The 21560-nt window shown below is 64.8% G+C and carries 19 protein-coding genes and 1 pseudogene; 12 read left to right on the forward strand and 8 right to left on the reverse strand.

Annotation, left to right across the window (positions count from 1 at the left end; genetic code table 11):
- The 11 genes and pseudogenes from ACH2AT_RS05340 to ACH2AT_RS05390 form a co-directional block, all read left to right on the forward strand.
- Positions 1-708 (forward strand): annotated as a pseudogene (locus ACH2AT_RS05340) (ABC transporter ATP-binding protein); the annotation flags it as partial.
- Positions 705-1709, forward strand: coding sequence for a hypothetical protein (locus ACH2AT_RS05345; RefSeq protein ID WP_394964168.1), 1005 nt, complete (start codon positions 705-707; stop codon positions 1707-1709). The pseudogene ACH2AT_RS05340 and the gene ACH2AT_RS05345, both read left to right, overlap by 4 nt.
- Positions 1710-1785: 76 nt before the next feature.
- Complete coding sequence (locus ACH2AT_RS05350; RefSeq protein ID WP_394964169.1) at positions 1786-2520, forward strand: 3-deoxy-manno-octulosonate cytidylyltransferase; 735 nt, start codon at positions 1786-1788, stop codon at positions 2518-2520.
- Between the two features lie 95 nt (positions 2521-2615).
- Positions 2616-4169 carry an aldolase catalytic domain-containing protein gene (locus ACH2AT_RS05355; RefSeq protein ID WP_394964170.1) on the forward strand — a complete coding sequence of 518 codons (1554 nt, stop codon included), beginning with the start codon at positions 2616-2618 and terminating at the stop codon, positions 4167-4169.
- Positions 4170-4173: 4 nt separating this feature from the next.
- Positions 4174-4686 carry a KdsC family phosphatase gene (locus ACH2AT_RS05360; protein WP_394964171.1) on the forward strand — a complete coding sequence of 171 codons (513 nt, stop codon included), beginning with the start codon at positions 4174-4176 and terminating at the stop codon, positions 4684-4686.
- A gap of 38 nt (positions 4687-4724) precedes the next feature.
- Positions 4725-6992 carry a DUF2142 domain-containing protein gene (locus ACH2AT_RS05365; protein WP_394964172.1) on the forward strand — a complete coding sequence of 756 codons (2268 nt, stop codon included), beginning with the start codon at positions 4725-4727 and terminating at the stop codon, positions 6990-6992.
- A gap of 21 nt (positions 6993-7013) precedes the next feature.
- On the forward strand, positions 7014-8105 hold the full coding sequence (locus ACH2AT_RS05370) for a glycosyltransferase (RefSeq protein WP_394964173.1): 1092 nt from the start codon (positions 7014-7016) through the stop codon (positions 8103-8105).
- A gap of 24 nt (positions 8106-8129) precedes the next feature.
- Positions 8130-9281, forward strand: a complete 1152-nt coding sequence (locus tag ACH2AT_RS05375; RefSeq protein WP_394964174.1) for a glycosyltransferase family 4 protein — start codon at positions 8130-8132, stop codon at positions 9279-9281.
- Positions 9282-9301: 20 nt separating this feature from the next.
- Positions 9302-10021 (forward strand): glycosyltransferase family 2 protein, encoded by a 720-nt coding sequence (locus ACH2AT_RS05380; RefSeq protein WP_394964175.1) that lies wholly within the window; start codon positions 9302-9304, stop codon positions 10019-10021.
- Position 10022: 1 nt separating this feature from the next.
- Entirely contained in the window at positions 10023-10385 is a 363-nt protein-coding gene (locus tag ACH2AT_RS05385; RefSeq protein WP_394964176.1) for a DUF2304 domain-containing protein, read from the forward strand.
- 105 nt (positions 10386-10490) lie between these two features.
- A complete protein-coding gene (locus ACH2AT_RS05390; RefSeq protein WP_394964177.1) occupies positions 10491-10796 on the forward strand; it encodes a hypothetical protein in 306 nt (101 codons plus the stop codon).
- A gap of 63 nt (positions 10797-10859) precedes the next feature.
- Here the strand turns inward: ACH2AT_RS05390 and ACH2AT_RS05395 are convergent, their stop codons facing one another.
- The 8 genes from ACH2AT_RS05395 to ACH2AT_RS05430 all read right to left on the reverse strand — a co-directional run bounded on the left by ACH2AT_RS05395 (position 10860) and on the right by ACH2AT_RS05430 (position 19961).
- Positions 10860-12527, reverse strand: a complete 1668-nt coding sequence (locus ACH2AT_RS05395; RefSeq protein ID WP_394964178.1) for a CotH kinase family protein — start codon at positions 12525-12527, stop codon at positions 10860-10862.
- Between the two features lie 99 nt (positions 12528-12626).
- A complete protein-coding gene (locus tag ACH2AT_RS05400; protein ID WP_394964179.1) occupies positions 12627-13301 on the reverse strand; it encodes a DUF4956 domain-containing protein in 675 nt (224 codons plus the stop codon).
- The gene (locus ACH2AT_RS05405; RefSeq protein WP_394964180.1) at positions 13291-14004 is read right to left on the reverse strand and encodes a polyphosphate polymerase domain-containing protein; all 714 of its coding nucleotides are present in this window, start codon (positions 14002-14004) and stop codon (positions 13291-13293) included. Before ACH2AT_RS05405 ends, ACH2AT_RS05400 begins: the two co-directional genes overlap by 11 nt.
- Positions 13988-15646, reverse strand: a complete 1659-nt coding sequence (locus ACH2AT_RS05410) for a CotH kinase family protein (RefSeq protein WP_394964181.1) — start codon at positions 15644-15646, stop codon at positions 13988-13990. The genes ACH2AT_RS05405 and ACH2AT_RS05410 overlap by 17 nt, the downstream gene beginning before the upstream one ends.
- A gap of 134 nt (positions 15647-15780) precedes the next feature.
- A complete protein-coding gene (locus tag ACH2AT_RS05415; RefSeq protein ID WP_394964182.1) occupies positions 15781-16623 on the reverse strand; it encodes a glycosyltransferase family 2 protein in 843 nt (280 codons plus the stop codon).
- A gap of 16 nt (positions 16624-16639) precedes the next feature.
- On the reverse strand, positions 16640-18109 hold the full coding sequence (locus ACH2AT_RS05420) for a hypothetical protein (protein WP_394964183.1): 1470 nt from the start codon (positions 18107-18109) through the stop codon (positions 16640-16642).
- A 133-nt stretch (positions 18110-18242) separates the two neighbouring features.
- Positions 18243-18581 carry a hypothetical protein gene (locus ACH2AT_RS05425; RefSeq protein WP_394964184.1) on the reverse strand — a complete coding sequence of 113 codons (339 nt, stop codon included), beginning with the start codon at positions 18579-18581 and terminating at the stop codon, positions 18243-18245.
- Between the two features lie 198 nt (positions 18582-18779).
- A complete protein-coding gene (locus ACH2AT_RS05430; RefSeq protein ID WP_394964185.1) occupies positions 18780-19961 on the reverse strand; it encodes an FtsW/RodA/SpoVE family cell cycle protein in 1182 nt (393 codons plus the stop codon).
- Between the two features lie 186 nt (positions 19962-20147).
- Between ACH2AT_RS05430 and ACH2AT_RS05435 the strand changes: the two genes are divergently transcribed.
- Positions 20148-21554, forward strand: a complete 1407-nt coding sequence (locus ACH2AT_RS05435; protein ID WP_394964186.1) for an MBOAT family O-acyltransferase — start codon at positions 20148-20150, stop codon at positions 21552-21554.
- The last annotated feature ends 6 nt before the right edge of the window (positions 21555-21560 follow it).

Below are 21560 nucleotides of genomic sequence, written 5' to 3' on the forward strand. Positions count from 1 at the left end.
CTGGCGGTGGGCGACATGAAGTTCCAGCAGAAGTGCCTGGGCAAGATGAGCGACGTGGCCGGCCAGGAGGGCCGCACGGTGCTTTATGTCAGCCACAACATGAGCACCATCCGCCAGCTGTGCACCCGCTGCGTGGTGCTGGACAAGGGCCGCGTCATCTTCGACGGCAACGTGGAAGACGCCATCGCCGTTTATATGGAGACCACCGACGTGAACGTGGTCCACTATGAACTGGAGGACCTGGGCCGCATGACCTCCGGCGCCGGCAAGCGCCTGCGCGTTTTGAGCCTTGATTTTGTGGGCAAGGAAAGCAGCGTGTTCGCCGCCGGCGAGCCGCTGACCGTGCGCATCCGCTGGCGGGCGGGCCAGAAGTTCGACGCGGTGAACATGAAGCTGAACATCCACTACCGGGATTCCAGCCCCGTGGGCATCAGCCACCCCGTCACCCTGGGGGCCGCCGAGCCGGGCCGGGTCTACACCACCACCTTCACCTTCGACACCTCCATTTTGAGCGAAGGGCAATACTTCTTCTATCTGGACGTGTTCGAGCGGGAGCTGGCGGGCGCCATCTGCCTGGACAAGCCCAACCAGGAATTCGCCTTTGAGATCACCAACACCGACCGCACCCTGCCCGAATGGGCCGCCGGCTGGGGCCACATCCACTTCCCGCCGGTGAATGTGCTGGGAACGGAGGAAACGGCAGAATGAAGCCGGACCTTTTCATCTGTCACACCGCCTATCAGGTGATGGTAGAAGTCTGCCGGGCCTTTGAGGCCCCCTGCCCGCCCGCGCTGGTGCTGAGCGCCGTGCTGCCGGAAGCCGAAGCCCTGGCCGCGCGCCTTCGCGCCACCGGCCTTTTTTCCGAAGTGCGGGTGTTCGACGAGGAAAGCTGCGGCAGCGCCTTCCAGAAGGGCTTTTGGCGCACCCTTTTGCTCCAGCGCGTCATGGGCCGGCGCAACGTGGAGAAATACCACGGCTTTTCGCTGGACGGCGCGCGGTACCGGGACGTTTACATCCACAACGACTGGAGCGTGCTGGGGCGCTATCTGCAGGACAAGGGCCTTCGCTACATCCTCTGCGAAGACACCTTTGCCAGCACCTGCGCGGAGGGCGGCCATCTCCTCATCCGGCAGCAGCGGGCGCTGCCCCACTTTGCCCTGCGGCAGGCTTTTGGCTATGGCTACCTCTACTGGGGCGACTGGAAAAAGGTGAAGGCCATCGAGACCGAAAGCATTGAGAGGGCCACCGTGCCCTTTGCCAAAGAGCGGCTTTTGCAGCGCCGCCAAAAGGCAGCCTTCGCCGCCCTCACCAAAGAGCAGAAGGCCCTTTTGAGCTCTGTGTTCATCACCACGCCGCTGCCGGCGGACACTGCCGGGGCGGTGCTGTTTTTGACGCGGGACTTCGCCGGCGAAGGGCTGATGGACGAAGAGACCCAGAGACGAATGTACAAAGCGGTGGCGGCAAAGCACTGTTCCGGCGGGCCGCTGTTCATCAAGGCCCACCCGCGGGACGCCTCCGACTACGCCTCCCTCTTCCCCGGCGCGGTGGTGCTGGACAGGGCCATGCCCAGCGAGGTGCTCAACTTCGCGCTGCCCTTCCGCTTTGCGAAGGCGGTGACGGTGGAATCCACCGTCCTGAAGGCCTTTGATGCCGCCGACGAAAAGGTCTCCCTCACGCTGGACGAGGCGCTGGCCGAAGCCCGCGCGTGAAATTTTTCCCCGTTTAATGAAAGAATGAAGGCCTTCGGTTCGTTTTTGATACCGGGGCGGAAAAGAGGTTTTTCCCATGAAGATTCTCGGCGTCATCCCCGCCCGCTACGCTTCCAGCCGGCTGCCGGGCAAACCTCTGGTGGACATTCTGGGCAAGCCGATGGTGTGGTGGGTGTACCAGGCGGCAAAGCAAAGCCCCCTGCTGGACGGCCTGGTGGTGGCCACCGACGACGAGCGCATCCTGGCGGCGTGCAAGGAGCACGGCATGGACGCGGTGATGACCCGCGCCGGCCACGACACCCCCACCTCCCGCATCCAGGAGGTGAGCTGCCTCATCCAGGCGGACCTCTATCTCCAGATCATGGGGGACGAGCCCCTCATCGACCCGAAGGCCTTTGCGCTCATCCTGCCCAAAGAGCTGCCCGATGACCCATACTATGTGGCGGGGGTGACCAACCGCATGGAGCACCCGGCGGACGTGATCGACTTCTCCAACCAGAAGGTGGTCTGCAACGCCCGGCGGGAGATCCTGCTCATCAGCCGCAGCCCCATCCCCTACCCCAAGGGAACGGCGGATTTTGAATACGAAAAGATCACCGGCATCCAGCTGTTCAGCAAAAAGGCGCTGGATTTTTACGCCGCCACCCCGAAGAGCGCCCTGGAACAGGCCGAAGAAAACGACCTGATGCGCTTCATCGAGAACGGCCACACCGTGCACGCGGTGCTCTCGCCCTACAAGACCGTGTCGGTGGACACGCCGAAAGACGTGGACATCGTGTGCGGCGTGCTTCGCCAGCGGCAGAGCCGCTGACCCCGGCCCCGGCTTTTGCGGGCCGGGCGCAAGTTTGACTTTGGCGCTTTGCGGCGCGCCCGCCGCCCCTTTTGGGGGCAGAAAGGGAACTTTTTATGTCTACCATCCGTTTGCTCGACTGCACCCTGCGGGACGGGGGCTATGTGAATGACTGGAAATTCGGCTTTGAGAACATCCGCGACATCGTGCAAAGCCTTGTGAACGCCGGCACCGACATCGTGGAGGTGGGCTTCCTGCGCGATTTGGAGCCGGACATGGACCAGAGCCGCTGGAACACCGTGGCCGAGCTGAAAAAGGTGCTGCCCGCCGACCGAAAGAACACCATCTTCTCCGGCATGGCGCTGCACAACTTCTACGACATCGACAAGCTGGAGCCCTGGGATGGCACCGGCATCGACATGATCCGGGTGACCTTCCACGACTACGACATCGAACAGGGCCTCGCCTTCTGCCGCAAGGCCCAGGACAAGGGCTACAAGATCAGCTGCAACCCCATCAACATCATGGGCTACTCCGACGCGGGCGTCCTGTGGCTGTGCGAGCAGGTGAACAAGCTGCACCCCTTCGCCTTCTCCATCGTGGACACCTTCGGCAGCATGCAGATGCAGGACCTGGAGCGCATCGTGCGCCTGGTGGACAACAACCTCGCCAAGGACATCGCCCTGGGCCTGCACCTGCACGAGAACCTGGCCCAGAGCTTCAGCCTGGCCCAGCGTTTCCTGGACATGCACCTGGTGGGCCGGGACGTCACGGTGGACGCAAGCCTTCTGGGCATGGGCCGCACCCCCGGCAACCTGTGCATCGAGCTCATCGCCGATTATCTGAACCAGAACTTCGGCAAACATTACGACATCGACCGCATGCTGGACGCCATTCAGGAGCACATCCTGCCCATCAAGGAGAAGAGCCCCTGGGGCTACTCCCCGGCCTACTTCCTGTCGGCCAAGTACAACCTGCACCGCAACTACGCCGAGCATTTTCTGGGCAAGGGCGACCTTTCCAACCGGGACATCAACCATCTGCTCAGCCGCATCGCCCCGGAGAAAAAGACCGCCTTCGACGCGGCCTACGCCGACGAATTGTACGCCTCCTACAAGGACAACCGCATCGACGACACGGCGGACCGCGCCCGGCTGGCGGGGCTTCTGGCGGGCCGCAAGGTGCTGTGCCTTGCCCCCGGCGGCACCCTGGCCACCCACCGCACCGAGGTGGAGGCCTTCATCGCCCGGGAGGCCCCGGTGGTCATCGCCGCGAACTTCGTGCCGGAGGGCCTCAAGGCGGACTACGCCTTTTTCTCCAGCGGCAAGCGGTTCGACAAATTCACCTCCCTGCCCTGCCCGGTGCTGTGCACCTCCAACCTGGAGGGCAAGGCGGACTTCCGCCTGGACTACAACAGCCTGGCGGGGGCCTTCACCATGGGGGCCAACAGCCTCATCATGCTGCTGCGCCTTCTGGAGCAGCTGGGCGTGAAGGAAGCGGCGCTGGCGGGCGCGGACGGCTATGAGCCGGGCACCGAGAACTACTGCGACCCCCGCATGAAGAACCACACCCCCCGCGGCGCCGACTACAACCGGGCCATGGCCGCGGCCATCGGCGGCTGCGGCCTTGCGGTGACCTTCGTCACCCCCAGCCACTACCAGAAAGGGTGAGCCGATGAACGACATTCGACTGCTGGTGCTGGATGTGGACGGCACCCTCACCGACGGCGGGCTGTATCTGGACTCCACCGGGAACGAGACCAAAAAGTTCTCCGTGCGGGACGGCGCGGGCCTTTCCCTTGCCCGGTCGGCGGGCATCAAAGTGATGATCCTCACCGGGCGGGAGAGCGTGCCGGTGCGCCGCCGGGCCGAGGAACTGCACCTGGACTTCTGCGTGCAGAACTGCAAGGACAAGGCGGCGTATCTGGCTGCCTTTCTGAAAGAGCAGGGCCTGGCGAAGGACCAGGTGGCCTATGTGGGCGACGACTGGAACGACCTGGCCGCCATGAGCCTGGCGGGCTTTGTTGCCTGCCCCGCCGACGCGGACGAGCTGGTGCGCCGCCGGGCGGATCTTGTCAGCCCCCGCAAAGGGGGCGAAGGCGCGGTGCGGGACGCCGTGGTCTTTCTTCTGCGCCGCCAGGGCCGTTTTGAGGCGCTGGTGGAGCAGGTGTACGGCGCAAAGGGCTGAAACGCCCCGCGCCCACAAAACTGCCGGGAGGCGACGGGATGCAGAAGGTGCTGACATTTTTCAAAACACACAGGCGGGCGCTCACCGGCGCTCTGCTCTGCTTTTTTCTCTTTGCGGTGTTCGCCGCCGTCTGGCTGACCCACATCCGGGGCCAGGGCGACAAGAGCAGCAGCTGGGCCATCAACGACCAGTTCCACAGCTTCGCCACCATCGAAGAGAAGATGGAGCAGCGCTTTTCCTGCGACCGGGACCTGCTGGCGCTGAGCCTTGTGCTGGCCGCCGAGGACACGGAAACGCCCCCCGAAGGGGAGCTGGAGCTCATCCTCACCGACAGCGCCACCGGCGAGGAGCTGGCCCGCTCGGTGGGCGACATGCGCTATATCTACAACGGCTGGGAGGCCTATTACACCACCCTCGGGCTGGACCGCTTTGTGGAAAACCCCGGCGAGGCGGTGGAGTACACCCTGACCCTCATCCCCCACTACGCCGGCGAGGGCCGGCTGTGCGTGGGCTATGAAGAAGGCGGCATGCCTGCGGGCGTGTCCCTCTCGGTGGATGGCCGGCAGGTGGACGGCACCGTGGCCCTGCTGGGCACCCAGGCCCGGGTGGGCGGCTTTCTGACCAGGTTCTACTGGGTCTTTGCGCTGGGCTGCATTGCCGCGGCGGGGCTGCTCTACTGGTGTTACTGCCGCCGCAGCCTGCCGCTGCACCGCATGGTGTTCTGCGCGGTGCTGGTGCTGGGCTTCGCCTTCAACGTGCTTCTGCCCCCCTACGCCGCGCCGGACGAAAAATACCACATCAACCAGAGCTTCACCCTGGCCAGCACCCTCTATGACCCCCATCTGCCCGTGGCCCAAAGCCACATCCGGGACACCATCCGCCGCCCGTCGGACCAGGACGCCCTCATCCAGGTGGACGAGACCACCGTTTTCACCTGGCAGCACATCGCCAGGGTCATCGGGCGGCCCAACACCGACCCCACCTTCGCCACCCACACCTTTGACGAGTACCAGGTGGACAGCAGCTACACCCTCTACTGGATCAGCGGCTTCGGCGTGCTGATCGGCTACTGGCTGCACCTGGGCTTTGCCGCCACGCTTTATCTGGGGCGGCTGGCGAACCTTGTGTTCTTCGCCTTCCTGGCCGCCTGGGCGGTGAAGCGCACGCCGGTGGCAAAACCCGCCTTTGCCGTGGCCGCCCTGCTGCCCATGACGCTGCATCTGGCGGCCTCCTACAGCCGGGATTCCAACCTGCTGGCCCTGTGCTTCTTCTTCTCCGCCCTGCTGCTGGACCTGGCCTTCGGCCCCCGGGAGCACATCGGCGCAAAGCAGCTGGCGCTGCCGGCGGTGCTGGCGGTGCTCATCGTGCCCAGCAAGGTGGTGTATCTGCCGCTGGCCGGGCTCATCCTGCTCATCCCCGCAGTGCGGCTGGGCCGCTTTGCCCGCTGGATCAAGGGCGGCTTTCTGGCCCTGTGCGCCGCGGCCTTCCTTTTGAACAGCGGCGCGGCGGGGGCCCTTGTGGGCTTCACCCAAACCAGCGGCACCGCCGCCGCGGGCGCGGCCAGCCTGATGGCCCAGGAGCAGGCAGCCCCTGAAACGGACGTACAGAGCGCGGTGCCGGCCTCCTCCGGCGAGGCTTCCGGCACGTCCGGCAGCGCTTCGCAGGCGGCCGGCCCGGCGGATGAAAGCGCGGCGGCAGAGCCCTCTGCCGGCAGTCCCGCCGCCCAGCCGGCCTCGGAAACCGCCCCCGAAACGGCGGGCGGCGCCACCGGGCCTGCGGCGGCCAACAGCTTCTCCACCCCGGAGGACCTGACCTGCTTCACCCTGCCCTACATCCTCTCCCACCCGCTGGAGACCGCCGAACTGTGCATCCGCTCGGTGGTGGAGGAGGGCGACCATTACCTGAGCACCCTTGTGGGCGGCACCCTGGGCTACTTCGGGCTGGACAGGCCCCTGGACCTTGCCTGGGGCTGGATCATCCTTCTCTACGGCCTGCTGGCCCTGGCCTGGCTGTGCCCGGAGGAGGGCGGGGTGATGCCCCTGCCCGCCCGCTGGGGCGCGCTGTTCATTGCCCTTTGCTGCTGCGGCCTGGCGGTGCTGGGCTGCATCTCCTGGACCCCCACCTACTACGAGACCATCTACGGGTTCCAGGGGCGCTATTTCCTGCCGGTGCTGCCGCTGCTTTTGCTGGTGCGCCCCAAGGCGCTGTGCCTTGCCGGCGGCTGCCGGCGCGGCGTCGTGCTGGCGGCGGCGCTGGTGGACATCGGCGTGCTGTTGAACGTTTTCCTGGCCGTGGTGGCCCGATAATATGGATTCGAGGACTTTTTTATGGTTGATTTCAAAGCCGTGCCGGTGATCATTCCCAGCCTGGAGCCGGACGAGCGCCTTCCCCTTCTGCTGGGCCGGATGAAAGAGGCGGGCATCGAGAACATCGTGCTGGTGGACGACGGCAGCGGCCCGGAATACGCCTCTGTTTTTGAGCAGGCCCAGCGGGAATGGGGCTGCGTGGTGCTGCGCCACGCGGTGAACCTGGGCAAGGGGCGGGCCCTCAAGACCGCCTTCAACTTCTGCCTGAACACCTGGCCCCAGGCGCCCGGCGCCATCACCGCCGACTCCGACGGCCAGCACTCGCCGGCGGACATCCTGCGCTTCATGCAGGCCATGGCCGAGCACCCGGACAGCCTTCTGCTGGGCTGCCGTGATTTTGACGACGCAGGCGTGCCCTTCAAGAGCCGCTGGGGCAACAAGATCACCCGCTTCATGTTCCGGGCGCTGTGCGGCGTGTCGGTGAGCGACACCCAGACCGGCCTGCGGGGGGTGCCCACCGCCTTCATGAAGCGGCTGATGAACGTGCCGGGCGAGCGCTTTGAGTTCGAGAGCAACATGCTCATTGAGACCCGCGACCGGCTGCCCATTCTGGAACTGCCCATCGAGACCATCTACGATTCCAAGGAGAACCACACCTCCCACTTCCATCCCCTGCGGGACTCGGCGCGCATCTACGCCATCTTCGGCAAGTTTTTGTTCTCCAGCCTTTCCTCCAGCGTGCTGGACCTGGCGCTGTTCAGCCTGTTCCTTCTGCTGTCGGGCCTGTTCGTGCCCACGCCCAGCGCAAACGGGCGCGTCCTGACGGTGTTCGTCTGCACCGCCCTGGCGCGGCTGTTCTCCGCCAGCTACAACTATTACATGAACCACCGGGTGGTGTTCCGCAGCAAGGCCGGCCACAGGCGGGCGGCGGTGCGCTATGTGATGCTGGCGGCGGCGCAGATGCTGGCCAGCGCGGGGCTGGTGAGCCTTGTCACCTCCCTGCTGTGCCCTCCGGGCGGCTGGGAGATCGCCATCAAGGCAGCGGTGGACATCGTGCTCTTCTTCATCAGCTTCCAGATCCAGCGGGAATTCGTCTATAAGAAAAAGGCCTGACGGCCCAAAAGGAGGCGGGCGGCGGTGACCATCTGCTTTTTCTCGGCCCAGTACCTGCCCACCGTGGGCGGGGTGGAGCGCTACACCTATAACCTGGCCCGCCGTGTGGTGCAGGCGGGGCACAAGGCGCTGGTGGTGACCAGCGCCCTGCCCGGCCTGCCGGACCATGAGACCGGCGCCGGGGGCATCGAGATCCTGCGGCTGCCGGTGTGGCCGCTGATGGGCGGGCGCTTCCCGGTGCTGCGCCCCGGGCGGGAATTCAAGCGGCTGGCGGCGCTGCTCTGGGGCCGCGAAATAGATTTCTGCCTCATCAACACCCGGTTTTACGTCAGCAGCCTCTATGCAGCCCGCCAGGCGGCAAGGCGGCGCATCCCGGCCATCGTGGTGGACCATTCCACCGGCCACCTGCCCATGGACGGGGCGCTTGCCTCGGCGGCGGGGGCGGCCTACGAGCATTTTGCCGCGGCGGTGCTCAAACACTACCGCATGCGGTTTTTCGGCGTGAGCCAGGCGGTCTGCCGCTGGCTGGAGCACTTCGGCATCAAAGCCGAGGGCCAGCTTTACAACGCGGTGGACCCCGCCGAGGTGCGCGCTTTGGCCCACGCCCCCGACGCCACCGACTGGCGAAGCGAACTGGGCCTTGCGCCAGACGCGCCGCTGGCGGCCTTTGTGGGGCGCATCATCCCCGAAAAGGGCGTGGCGGAGCTCATCAAAGCCTTCACCGACGCCGCCGTGCCCGGCGCGGCGCTGGCGGTGGCGGGGGACGGGCCGCTGCTGGCCAAGCTGAAGGAAGGCTGCCCGCCGGACGTGCACCTTTTGGGGGCGGTGGCCTACCCCAAGGCGATGCAGCTGCTGGCCCAGAGCCAGGTCTATTGCCTGCCCACCTACTACGCCGAGGGGTTCCCCACCACCTTTTTGGAGGCGGCGGCCTGCGGCTGCCCCATCGTGACCACCCGCACCGGCGGCAGCGGCGAACTGCTGGCGGACGAAAGCTTCGGCATCCAGCTGGCCTCGGCGGACCCAGGCCCCCTGGCCGGGGCGCTGCGAAAGGCCCTTTGCGACGAAGTCTGGCGGCGCGCCGCCGCCGAAAAGACCGCCGCGCGCCTGGAAGCCCGCTTCACCTGGGACGCGGTGTGCCAAACCCTGCTGGCGCTGGCCGAAGACGCCCAAAACTGACAGAAAGCGAACGGGAAACTATGGCAAAATTATTGATCGTGATCCCCGCATACAACGAAGAAGCAAGCATCGTGCCGGTGGTGGAAGACCTGATCGAGCACTACCCCCAGTACGACTATGTGGTGGTGAACGACGGCAGCCGCGACCACACCGCGGCCCTTTGCCGCCGGCACGATTTCCACATGATCGACCTGCCGGTGAACCTGGGGCTGGCCGGGGCCTTCCAGACGGGGCTTCGCTACGCCGCCGAGAACGGCTACGACTGCGCTTTGCAGTTCGACGCCGACGGCCAGCACCTGCCCCGGTACATCGCCCCCATGCTGGAACTGCTGGAAAGCGGGGCGGACATCGTCATCGGCAGCCGCTTTGTCACGGTGAAAAAGCCCAAGAGCCTGCGCATGGCAGGCAGCTACCTCATCAGCTGGGCCATCCGGCTGACCACCGGCAAAGCCATCTGCGACCCCACCAGCGGCATGCGGATGTTCAACCGCAAGATGCTGGAGGAGTTTGCCGCCAACCTGAACTACGCCCCCGAGCCGGACACCATCAGCTACCTTGTCAAGAACGGCGCGGTGGTGAAGGAACTGCAGGTGGAGATGGGCGAGCGCACCGCCGGCGCCAGCTATCTGAACTTTGCCCGCTCGGTGGAATACATGGTCAAGATGGGCCTTTCCATCCTGCTCATCCAGTGGTTCCGCAAGCGGGACACCCTCACCCCCTACACCGAAAGGAGCCTGTGACATGCTGGATTATCCCCTCCCCCTGCGGCTGCTGCTGGTGCTGGGCAGCCTGCTCACGCTGGTGTTCGTGCTGGGCCGCATCCGCCGGGCCAAAATTCAAATCGAGGACAGCATCTTCTGGTTCGTTTTTTCCGGCTTTCTGCTGCTTTTGAGCATCTTCCCGGAGCTTGCCTACTGGGCTGCCGGCGCCCTGGGCATGCAGGCCCCCATCAACGTGGTGTATCTGGCCATCATCTTTTTGCTCATCCTCAAGGTGTTCTTCATGAGCCTGCGCATCAGCCAGATGGACTCCAAGATGAAAATTCTGGCCCAGAAGGTGGCGCTGAACGAGGAAAAGATCGAGCGCACCCATCAGGACCGCTGAGGCCGATTTGTCAAATGGGCCGCGCTGTGGTATAATAAAACGAAAACATCCTGCGGCGCGTTTGCGCGCGCCGTGTTATGACAGAAACGGAGGGTACACAAAACCATGGCATATACCCCGAAACTGACCTACAAGGGCCGCCCGCTGGTGCGCTGCGGCAACGAGATCTACTACGGCAGCCTGGCCGACCCCTATGTGGTGTTCATGCAGGTGCTCACCACCAAGGAGGAGAACGGCATCACCGTGGCCGACAAGCTGCACGTGATGCTGATGAGCACCGACGCCACCAAGCCCCTGCCCGAGCGGGTCGTCAGGCAGAGCTCCAAGACCGGCCTGTACACCGCCCTGGAAGTGGGCGGCATGTGGCTGGAGCGGGCCCTGAAAGAGGCAGCGACCGCCGCGAAAAAGTGAGTTTTGGCGCAAAAAAGCCCCGGACTTTGGTTTTTTTCAAAGTCCGGGGCTTTTCTCTTGCGTTTACTGGGGCAGGCCGGGGTAGGCGCTGCGGTCGCCCGGCTGGTAAGCCTGCATGTATTCGTCCAGATAGCTCAGCCGCGCCTGCATGAACAGCATCGTTTCCACCGGGGCGAGGGTGTCGTTTTCCGACCAGCCCTGATAGGCGTCGTTCACGCCCCAGAGGGCGAAATCCCGGGCCAGCGCGCCGCTTTGCACCAGCGTTTTGTACAGCCCGCTGTACACCGACTTGAGGTGGTCCAGGCTGAACACCGACTGGCGCAGTTCCTGCCAGCGCTGGGCCACCAGCGCCTGGGTGCGCTCCGGGTCGGCGGCGTAAAGGGCGTCCAGCTCCAGATCCGGCACGATGAAGGTGGTCAGGTCCAGGTCGCGGAAGGCGTCGTAGCAGTCGCCGAAGGTGTAGTTCATATCCCAGGGGATGCGGTAGATGAGCCCCTCGTCATCCCGGTAGAGCAGGTATATGTTCTGCAAGGCGTTGTCCACCGCGCAGGTGTACTGCTTGAACAGGGCAACGTCCACGGCGTTCTCCACGTTCAGAAGGGACTCCACCGTCTCCCAGGGCACCGGCTCCTCGGCCATGTACAGCGACTTGACGTAGGGCTGCAGGATGTGCCACGCGCCGGGGCGCCACTCGTTGGGCCAGGAGATCTCGATGGCTCCGAAGTAGTCCATCATCTGCTCTTCTTCCATCCAGTCGAACTCGTGGGGTTTCATCATGTTGGCCAGCCGCCATTTGTAGAGCACGTCGTTGGCCTCGAGATCCAGCGTTTTGCGCCCCAGCGGGCGGCACAGGCCGAACACGCCCATGTATTCATCGTCCACAAACAGTTCCACATACTGGAGCACCGCCCCCGCCGGGTTATTCTCATTTTCCGCCGCAAGCTCGTTCCAGAGAAGGTTTGCCGCCATGTCACGGGTGCGGGTGCAGTCGGTGGAAAAATTCACCAGGATCCAGCCGTCGCCCTCCCCCAGGCCCAGGAGGTCCTGCCGGTTCGGCTGCCCCGCCTCGTCCAGCAGGTTCAGCCGGTAGGATTTTTTCTGGCTCAGCAGGCTGGCGTTGCCCCGCCAGTGCCACTCCACCTTGCTGGAGAGCACCTGCTGGCGGAAATTTCCCTCCGGCCAGAACACGGTCACGTCGCCGTAGTTGCGCTCGCGCATCTCGTAGTTCAGCTCCGCCGGTTCCGAATGGCTGGTGTGCACCGAGAGCACCGGCAGCCCGGACAGGCAGACCCGCAGGCTGCACCAGCGCCTGCCGTCGCTCACATAGACCTGCCGCACCTCGCTGGCGCTCATGTCCCCGGCCCAATCCCCCTCCCACTCGTCGGCGGGCAGCCAGACCCGGCCCCAGCTGGAGGTGAGGGCGCCCCGCGCCTCCCCGTTCAGGGGCTGGGGCAGGCAGTAGGCGTCCGTTTCGGCGTCGTAGGGCAGTTCGGCCCCGTTCCACAAAAGGGCGCAGTCATCCCCCGTCTGCCGCGTCAGCGCGGTGATGGAGGCCACCCTGGCGCTGTCGGCCAGCGGCGCGCCCAGCAGGCTGGAGGCCGCCTGACGCGCCCGGAAGAGAGCGATGCCCGCCAGCGCCAGCAGGCAGGCCGCCAGCACCAGCGCCCGCATCCTCCGCTTCAGAGGCGTGCCTGCGCCGCTCCTGAGCCCTATTTTGTTTGCGAAACCCATTCCATCACGCTCTTCGTCCTGTGATAAGGCCCCTCGCATGGGCCCTGAAAAACCGGGGAGGCCCGGCTTTTCGCCGCCGGCCTCCCCGCGTTTGTTTTTTTAATAGCGCACTTCGCCGTCGTGGGCCAGCAGGTTGACGCTCTCCACGCCGGGCAGCGCCGCGCAGGCGCTCACAAGGCGGCTGCCGTCGTTGGTTCGCAGTTCCACGATCAGGTCCAGCCGGTCAGCGCTCACGCTGCGGCTCTTGACCCGCGCGCCCTTGGCGTAGCGGCCCAGCAGCTCGTTCAGCGCCGGGTCGATCTCGGTGTCGGTGCTGTTGACCACCAGCAGATAGGGCGGCTTTGCCGAGGGCACCAGGTCCAGCAGGAAGATGAGCGCCGTGACCGCAAGGCTCACCACCACCGCGATCTCGAACAGCCGCGCGCCGCAGATGATGCCCACGCCGATGCTCCAGAACAGATAGAGCAGGTCCATGGAGTCCTTCACCGCGTTGCGGAAACGCACGATGGACAAGGCGCCCACCATGCCCAGGCTGATGACGATGCTGCTCTGCATGGCCAGCACGATGCCGGCGGTGACGATGGGCATCAGCGCCAGGGTCTTGTTGAAGTCCCGGTTATAGAAGGCGCTGCGGCTGGCCAGGCGGTAGATGGCGTAGATGTAGAGGGCGATCAGGCCGGTCACGCCCAGGGTGACCACGATGGTCACCGTGCCGATGTCGCTCTGGGCAAAGCCCTCCAGAACGCTCTTTTTGATAACGTCGCTAAAACTCATATTCCCTGGTCCTTTCTGCCATGGGCCCGGGCAGGGCCCGCCGGCACAAATAATATTTCGAGAACGCGGTCTGACGCAGTTTTCCAAGTTCCAGCGCCTGCGCCACATAGTCGGGCAGGAACTCGTCGAACTTCACTTCCAGCACCTGCTGCCCCGCCGGCAGGATGGGCGTGAGCGGTACCTTCGGCTCCAGAAAGCTGCCCAGCTGCACGCAGGCGGAGATGTTGCGGTCGAAGGTGATGCGCACATTGCCCGAGCGCCCCACAAAGGCGGTGCGTTCGTATTCCACGATGACCTTGGGCGCCATGCCCGCCGTGCGCATGGCCACGCTGAGCAGGTTGCGGGGCGCGGGGGCGCCCGGCCCGATGGGGGGCGCTGCGCCCGCCATGATGCGGCGGCACTCGCCGGCGCTCACAAGGCAGCTGGATTTGTGGGTCTTGCCGTGGAGCTTTTCCTTGATCTCCAGCTGGATGCGCCCGGCGCTGCCGTTGTAAAGCCGCAGACGGAACTTGCGCCGGCCGTCCACGCCCGCCTCGTTCTCCCGCAGGCAGCTGTTTCGCAGGTCGTCGAAATACAGGCTGCGGATGGTATAAGCGCTGCCGGTCTGGTGCTTGTCCATGGGCAGCAGCGCCTTCAGCCGTGCGGCAAGCACCGCCAGGTCGGCGTCGGTGACCAGGTATTTCCATTCATTTCGGTAATACATCGAACGCCTCCCGGTCGGCGGGGATGTACTCCGCCATGTAGTCGTCCAGAAATGCCAGGCGCCGCTCCATGAAACCCAGCGTGGCTTCCACGTCCAGCGTGCGGTAGTGGGCCTCCCAGGGGTAGGTCTCCGCATTGCCCCACAGCGCCACATCCCGCCCCAGGGCCCCGCTGGCCGTCAGTTCCTCCTGGGCGGCTCCGAACAGGGCGGTCACGTTCTCCATGGTGAGCACCGTGCTGCGCAGCTCGCTCCATCGCTGGGCGATGAGCCGCTGCGCCCGGCTGCTGCCGGCATGATAGAGGGCGTCCAGTTCCATGTCCGGCAGGAGGGTGGAGGTCATATCCAAAGAATAGAATTCATCATAAACATCACCGAAGGTATAGTCCATATCCCAGGGGATGCGGTAGTAAAGGCCGTCGACGCTGCTTTGCAGAAAGTACTGGTTGTAGGAGAAATTGTCCGCCGCGCAGACGAACTGCCGGAACAGCGACACATCCAGCAGGTTGTCCAGGTTGGTGGTGCTTTCCAGCTGCTGCCAGCTGGTCTGCGCGCCCGGCGTGTAGTAGAGGCGTACATAGTCCGCCATGGGCTGCCACACGCCCTCGCTGTAGCTTTTGGGCCAGACCACCTCCAGCCACACGCCCCAGGAAAGGCTTTCTTCCTCTTCGAGGGACGCAAAGGTCCCGGCGGTGGGCATGGAGCGGTCCATGGGCATGGTGCGCCATTTGTAGAGCACATCGCCAGCCGGAAGCTGCAAACTGTCCCGGCTGATGGGGCGGGCGATGCCGTAGAGCCCCATGTATGTATCGTCCAGATACAGTTCCACGTACTCCACCTGGATGCCCGGCAGGTCGTGTTCGTTCTGCTGCGCCAGCTGCTGCCACAGCTGCCAGGCCACCTTGTCCCGGGCGCGGGTGGTGTCGGTGGCGAAGTTCAGAAGGAACCAGTCGGCGTCCTCCCCCAGGCCCAGCAGGTCCTTCGCGTCCGGCTGGCCCTTTTCGTCCAGCAGGTTCAGCCGGTAGGACTTTTTGTTGGCCAGCAGGTTGGTGTTGCCCCGCCAGTGGTATTCGATGCCGCCCGTGACGGCCTGGCTGCGGGAGTTTCCTTCCGGCCAGAACAGGGTGTATTCGCCGTAGTTGTAGGCCAGGTCCAGGCTGGCCATGGTGCCGCTGACGTACTGGGGGTCCAGCTTGTAGGGCACGCTGGATCCGGTGTGCACCACCAGGGCGGGCACGCCGGAGAGATACACCTCCAGCCGGCACCAGCGCCTGCCGTCGCTCACATACGCTTCCAGCGTCCGGCCTTCGGCCATGGCGTCCTGACGGCCCTGGGCCCACTGTTCTTCGGGCAGGTAGATGCGGCCCCAGGTGGTGGAAAGGCTGCCGGCGGCGCTGCCGTCCAGCGGCTGGGGCAGGCAGTAGACGCCCCGCTCGGCGTCGTAGGGCAGCACCTCGCCGTTCCAGTGGAGGACGCAGCCCTCGGCGGAAGCCTGGGGCAGGGCGGTGATGGAGGCCAGCTGCGCGGCATCCGTCAGGCGCGCGCCCAGAAGGGTGACCGCGTCCTGCCGCACGCGCAGCAGGGCGATGCCCGCCAGGGCCGCCACGCAGAACACCAGAAGCAGCATCCGCAGCGTCCTTTTCAAGCCTTCCCGCCCCGCTTTCCGCCAAAAAAGGCATTTTTTTGCAAGCCTGCTGATTATTCTAACATAAGCGGCGGCCGGTGTAAAGCCGCGAAGCGCGCCAAATGGCGGAAAAAGCGGCACGAACTGGCAGGCGGTCAGGCCTCGGCCACCGCCACCAGATACTTGAAGATCTGGAGCTTGTTCTCCTCGTAGAGGCCCATCTCTTCGTAGAGTTTCTTGTAATAGGCAAAGAGGCTGGCCTTCACCGACAAGATCTTGAAGGTGTTGCGCAGGGTCACCTGGGTGGACACCAGGCTCTGGGGGTTCTTCACATAGTAATACACCGGCTCGTCCAGGGCGTAGAAGCGGGCGGCGTAGCGGATGTATTCCAGATTGAACAGCAGGTCCTCGCTCCAGCAAAGTTCCTCGCTGCACTGGATGCCCCGGCTCTGCACCATGTCCCGCCGGTAGAGCTTGTTCCACATCACGCCATAGTAGAAGCTGGCGGGCTCCTTCATCAGGCCCTTGGCAAAGGCGTGCTTGTCGTAAAAGCCCTTTTCCAGAAAGCCGAACTGCTGGATGGTCTGGTAGCTTTCCCCCTCCTTGGCAAAGAGGGGCTTCGTCTCCTCCACCCGGTAGTAGGGGGCGATGACCAGGTCGGTCTGGTTCGCCTCGGCGGCCTCCACCAGCAGGCGGGTGGCGTCGGGGGCGAGGTAGTCGTCGCTGTCCGCAAATTGCAGATACTTGCCCCTGGCCATCTCCATGCCCAGATTGCGGGTGGCGGACACGCCGCTGTTGGCCTTGTCGATGAGCAGGATGCGCCCGTCCACCCGGGCGTACATCTCGCAGACATGCAGGCTCACGTCCTTGGAGCCGTCGTTGACGATGATGATCTCCAGGTTCTGATAGCTCTGCCGCCGGATGCTCTCGATGCAGCGGGCGATGTGGCTGCCGACGTTGTAGACCGGCACGATCACGCTTACCAGGGGCTGTTCCACAAAGACTCCTCCTTATTCACGCGTTCTCCTCTGCCGCCGGCGGCATCAGGGCCGCGGCCGCCAGCAGCAGCAAAAGCGGGGTGAAGTGGAAGGCGTAGCGGGCCTTCGTCTCCCACAGGCTCAAAAACAGGATGAGGCCGGTGACGCCCACCCCCGCCAGCAGCACCGGGCCGGCGGCGGGCCGGCGCACGGCGCGCACCGCGCATGCCAGCACCAGCAGCTGCATCATGTAGAGGTAAGCCTGGCAATAGTAGACCAGCGGCATGTAGCCCGGCTGGCCCTCCAGGATGAAGGTGTGGGTCCAGTTGGCCCGCTGGGGGGTGGCCAGGAACTCCTCGGCGTTGTAAAGGCCGTCGCCCCAGGTGATGGCCGCCTTGCGGGTCATGAATTCCGCCAGTTCCAGCGCAGAGTAGGAAGCGTAGTTGGCCGCGATGCGCGCGTTCAAAAGGGCTTTGCGTCCGGCGATGGTGTCCGCCGTCATGGCGGCCTCGTAGTCGGCCCGGGAATAGTTGCCGTCGCCATGGCTGCCGTAGCAGAACCACAGCTGGATGGGCAGGCCCAGGGCCTGCTCTTCGGTCCAGTCGATGAGCCAGGCGCGCTGCCAAAGGCGGTAGCCCCCCGCCAGCAGGCCGAAGGCCGCCAGCAGGGCGGCGAGGGAAGCCAGCGCCCGCCGGGGCTTTGCCCGCAAAAAGAACTGGATGGCCAGCGCCACCGCCAGCACCGCCACGCTGCCCTTGACGGCGTAACCGAAGAACACCGCCGCCCCCGCCCCCGCGGCCAGCAAAAGGCGGCGGGCCCGGCGTTCTTCCCGCTGCCAGGCCTCAAAGGCCAAAAGGGCCAGCAGGCCGAAGGGCATGGAAAGGGTGTCGGAATAAAAGCAGGGGCTGTAGAGCCAGAAGGGGGCGAAGGCCGCGCAGAGCGCAAAGACCAGCGCCACGGCGGCGTTGGTCTTGAGCACGCGCCGCGCCAGCAGGCACACAAGGGCCACCGAGGAAAGCAGCGCCAGCACGTTCAGCGCGATGCCGGGGGCCACCCCCATGAGAGAGGGGTCCGGCGAAAAGCCGAAAAGGCCCGCCAGCCAGTACCAGCCGCCCAGCACAAGGGCAAGGCCCAGGTTGTTGTTGCAGACGATGTAGTAGCCGCTCCACACCCCGAAGCGCCCGTCGTCCAACAGGTCCGGGAGGGTGCGCAGCACCACCTCCTGGTCCATGATGGGCACCTCGGCCAGCAGCCACGCCATCGCCGCAAAGGCGGCGGCGTAAAGGGCGAAGGCGGTGTAAAAACAAGCGCGCCAGCGCTTTTGCGAAAGGCCGTTCAGCCGGGGCAGCGCCCATTTGGAGAGGGCCCAGGCCCCCGCCGCCAGCGCCGCGCCCACGGCAAAGGCCGCCGGGCCGTTGTGCTCCCAGCGGAAAACGCTGTTCAGGACGATCCAGCCCCAGAGAAGGGCAAACCCGCCCCAGAAGAGCTTTTCCAGCCTGTTCTGCACCCCGCGGCGCCCCCTTTCTGTTTTTGCGTATATTTGTAATATTATAGCATATCCGCCGCAAAAGAAAAAGCCGCCCGCCGGCGGCAAAAAAGCCAGCTGCCGGCGGCGCCGGCGGCTGGCCTTGGGATGATCTTCAGGACACCTGCAAAAGGCTGTCGGTGCCGTCGTCGGTGAAGAGTTCCTCCCGGGGCACGAAGTAGATGAACTCGGAGCCGTTGTAGGTCAGCACGCCCCGCTGGCCGGGAAACAGCTGCCGCGCCAGGTGCTCGGGCACCGTGAGGGCGATCTCCTGCCCGCGGGCCACAAAGGTCACAGGCACCCGGTCCGCACCGGAAGCCGCCACCCGCTTCACCGTGGCCATCAGGCTCACTTCCCCCCTGGCGGCGCGGCGGAACCTGCGTCCCCACACCCCGATCAGGCCAACTGCCGCAAGGGCCATCAAAAGGCCCGGAATGATCCACATCCACCGCATTCAGCACCCCTCCTTGGGTCAAAAAATTTATCTCGTGAAAACCGTTTGTTTTCGTGCGTCTGTGTTTATAAGACGAATGGAAGCGCCGTTTTATTTCACAATTCTATGAAAGGCGCAAAAAAAAGATTCGGCGGGGCGCGGGGGAGCCATTGAAAAGGCTCCCCCGCGCCCCGCCGCTTCGTGCGTTTTGGCAAAGGGTCAGTCGCTGAACAGTTTTTGCTTGTTGTGCATGTAGACGCTCATCACAAGCCCCACGCAGAGGTACATCATCAGCGCGCTGGTGCCGCCCGCCGAAAAGAAAGGCAGCGTGACGCCGATCACCGGCAGCAGCGAGAGGTTCATGCCCAGGTTGATGATGATCTGCCAGGCGATGGCCGCGAACACGCCGGCGCAGATGTAGGTGCCGATGTGGTCCTCGCTGCGCAGGCCGGTGGTGAGGGTGCGCAAGGCGATGAAGAACAGCGCCCCCAGCACGATCACGCAGCCCACAAAACCGATGCATTCGGCCAGATAGCTGAACATGAAGTCGTCCTGGGCGTTGATGACCGAATAGTGGTCGTCGGTGAAAAAGCCCCGCCCGAAGATCTGCCCCGAGCCGATGGCCGTCATGCCGCCCTGCTGCTGGCGGGCGATGTCCGGGTATTGATCGGGGTAGAGCAGGGCCATGATGCGGTCCACCTGATAGCCCTTGAGCACGTCGGGGAAAAAGCCGATGATGAGGGAAAGGCCCGTGACCCCCAGGGCGATGGCAGAGAGGATGTATTTCCAGGAGAGCCCCGCCGCAAAGAGCATCATGCAGCCGATGGTGCCGAAGACGATGGCGGTGCCGTCGTCGCCCTGGATGTGCACCACCGCCACGGTGGCCAGGATGTGGGCCAGCAGCTTCGCCAGCGTTTTCGGCTCGTTGACGTGCTCGCGCACGTTGTCCAGATGCATGGCGAAGGTGAGGATGAAGCTGATCTTGGCAAGCTCGGTGGGCTGCAGGCTCAGGGGGCCCAGGCGGATCCAGCTGTAGTTATCGGTGCCTTCGGGGTGCCAGCCCAGGGTCAGCGGGCCGATGCTCAGATGGGTGAGGGTGAGCAGCACCAGCGTCCAGGTGCCCACCACGTGCACCGGCCAGATGCGGGCCAGGCTGCGGTAGTCGATGCAGGAGAGCACGATGGCGCACACCAGGCCCAGCAGGCTGGCCACTCCCTGCACAAAGGCGTTGCGATAGCTGCCCAGGCCGGTGATGGAGCCATCGAAGGCGTCCCGGGCGAAGCCCCCCGCCGCCTGCCCCAGGCTGATCAGGGTGATGACGCTGAGCACCGAGCAGAACACACAGGTGGCGATGTAGGCCCGGTCGGTGGCCTTGAAATACTGCCGGATGACCTTGAACACCATCCGCACCCCCTTTCAGAAGTTGGTCATTGCTTTATTATATCCCACCGGGCGGGCGGTTGCAATCATTTTCCCCGCGCCGCTTTTTGCAGCAGGCGGGCAAATATGTTATAATGGCACCAGCGCGCACAGGGCGGCCTTTTTCCCGCCCGGCCAAAGCGAAAAATGCGGGAGGATGGGCCGCCGATGCTGTTTTCGAGCCTTGTTTTTTTGTGGATCTTTCTGCCGGTGGTGCTGGTGGCCTACCGCCTTGTGCCCGGCTGGGGCAAAAACGCCCTGCTGCTGGCGGTCAGCCTTTTCTTTTACGCCTGGGGCGAGCCGGTGTACATCCTTTTGATGCTGGCCTCCATCACCCTGAACTATCTGGGCGGGCTGGCCCTCGCCCCCTTCTCCGGCCGGGGCCGTTCGCTGGTGCTGGCGGCGGTGGTGGCGGCGAACCTCGCGCTGCTGGGCTACTATAAATATTACGGCTTTGCCGCCGACACCCTGGCGGGGCTTTTGGGCCGGCAGGTGCTGCCCATGCGGGACATCGCCCTGCCCCTGGGCATCAGTTTTTACACCTTCCAGGCCATGAGCTATGTCATCGACCTCTACCGCCGGCGCATCGAGCCCCAGAAAAACTGGTTTCTGCTGGCGCTCTACATCAGCTTTTTCCCCCAGCTGGTGGCGGGGCCCATCGTGCGCTACACCGACGTCCAGGCCCAGCTGCGCAGCCGCACCGTGACGGCCCAGGGCTTTGCCTTCGGCACGAAGCGCTTTTTGTACGGCCTTGCCAAAAAGGTCATTCTGGCCAACTGCTTTGCCGCCAAGGCGGACGAGGTGTTCGCCCTGGACCCCGCCGGGGTGGGCACCGCCGTGGCCTGGCTGGGGGCGCTCTATTACGGGCTGCAGATCTACTATGACTTTTCCGGTTATTCCGACATGGCCATCGGCCTCGGGGCCATGTTCGGCTTCACCTTCCCCGAAAACTTCGATTATCCCTATCTTTCGGCCAGCATCGGCGAATTCTGGCGGCGCTGGCACATGACCCTCTCCAGCTGGTTCAAGGAATACCTCTACATCCCCCTGGGCGGCAACCGCAAGGGGCAGCTGCGCACCCTGTTCAACGTCTGCGTGGTGTTTCTGGCCACCGGCCTGTGGCACGGGGCCAGCTGGCAGTTCGTGGCCTGGGGCGCCTGGTACGCCTTTTTGCAGGTGCTGGAGCGCACGTCGCTGAAAAAGCCGCTGGCCAAAGCCCCGAAGCCGCTGGCGCGGGCCTACACCCTTTTGTGCGTGCTCTTCGGCTGGGTCATCTTCCGCGCGCCGGGCCTCAAGGCCGGGCTCTTGTGGCTGAAGGCCATGGTGGCGCCCGCGGCGGGTTTTGCCGCCTGGCCGGTGAGCCGCTACATCGACGGGCGCACCCTGGTGCTGCTGGCGGCGGGGCTTTTGCTCTGCGGCCCTGCCCAGGCGCTGTGGCCCCGGTTCAAAGCCGCCCTCTACGACCGGCAAAGCCCCGGCTGGGCCCAGACCGCGGTCCTGCTGGCGCTGGGCTTCGCCTGCCTGGTGCTGCTGGTGAGCGGCACCTACAACCCCTTCATCTATTTCCGTTTTTAAAAGGAG

It is taken from the genome of Candidatus Allofournierella excrementigallinarum (assembly GCF_944388085.1).
Lineage (GTDB): Bacteria > Bacillota > Clostridia > Oscillospirales > Ruminococcaceae > Allofournierella_A > Allofournierella_A excrementigallinarum.

Coding starts and splice junctions, on each gene's coding strand:
- ACH2AT_RS05400 (WP_394964179.1), bottom strand. CDS start 13,301: ATGAGTTTTAGCGACGTTATCAAAAAGAGCGTTCTGGAGGGCTTTGCC.
- ACH2AT_RS05355 (WP_394964170.1), top strand. CDS start 2,616: ATGTCTACCATCCGTTTGCTCGACTGCACCCTGCGGGACGGGGGCTAT.
- ACH2AT_RS05370 (WP_394964173.1), top strand. CDS start 7,014: ATGGTTGATTTCAAAGCCGTGCCGGTGATCATTCCCAGCCTGGAGCCG.
- ACH2AT_RS05425 (WP_394964184.1), bottom strand. CDS start 18,581: ATGCGGTGGATGTGGATCATTCCGGGCCTTTTGATGGCCCTTGCGGCA.
- ACH2AT_RS05405 (WP_394964180.1), bottom strand. CDS start 14,004: ATGTATTACCGAAATGAATGGAAATACCTGGTCACCGACGCCGACCTG.
- ACH2AT_RS05360 (WP_394964171.1), top strand. CDS start 4,174: ATGAACGACATTCGACTGCTGGTGCTGGATGTGGACGGCACCCTCACC.
- ACH2AT_RS05365 (WP_394964172.1), top strand. CDS start 4,725: ATGCAGAAGGTGCTGACATTTTTCAAAACACACAGGCGGGCGCTCACC.
- ACH2AT_RS05395 (WP_394964178.1), bottom strand. CDS start 12,527: ATGGGTTTCGCAAACAAAATAGGGCTCAGGAGCGGCGCAGGCACGCCT.
- ACH2AT_RS05380 (WP_394964175.1), top strand. CDS start 9,302: ATGGCAAAATTATTGATCGTGATCCCCGCATACAACGAAGAAGCAAGC.
- ACH2AT_RS05350 (WP_394964169.1), top strand. CDS start 1,786: ATGAAGATTCTCGGCGTCATCCCCGCCCGCTACGCTTCCAGCCGGCTG.
- ACH2AT_RS05345 (WP_394964168.1), top strand. CDS start 705: ATGAAGCCGGACCTTTTCATCTGTCACACCGCCTATCAGGTGATGGTA.
- ACH2AT_RS05385 (WP_394964176.1), top strand. CDS start 10,023: ATGCTGGATTATCCCCTCCCCCTGCGGCTGCTGCTGGTGCTGGGCAGC.
- ACH2AT_RS05390 (WP_394964177.1), top strand. CDS start 10,491: ATGGCATATACCCCGAAACTGACCTACAAGGGCCGCCCGCTGGTGCGC.
- ACH2AT_RS05435 (WP_394964186.1), top strand. CDS start 20,148: ATGCTGTTTTCGAGCCTTGTTTTTTTGTGGATCTTTCTGCCGGTGGTG.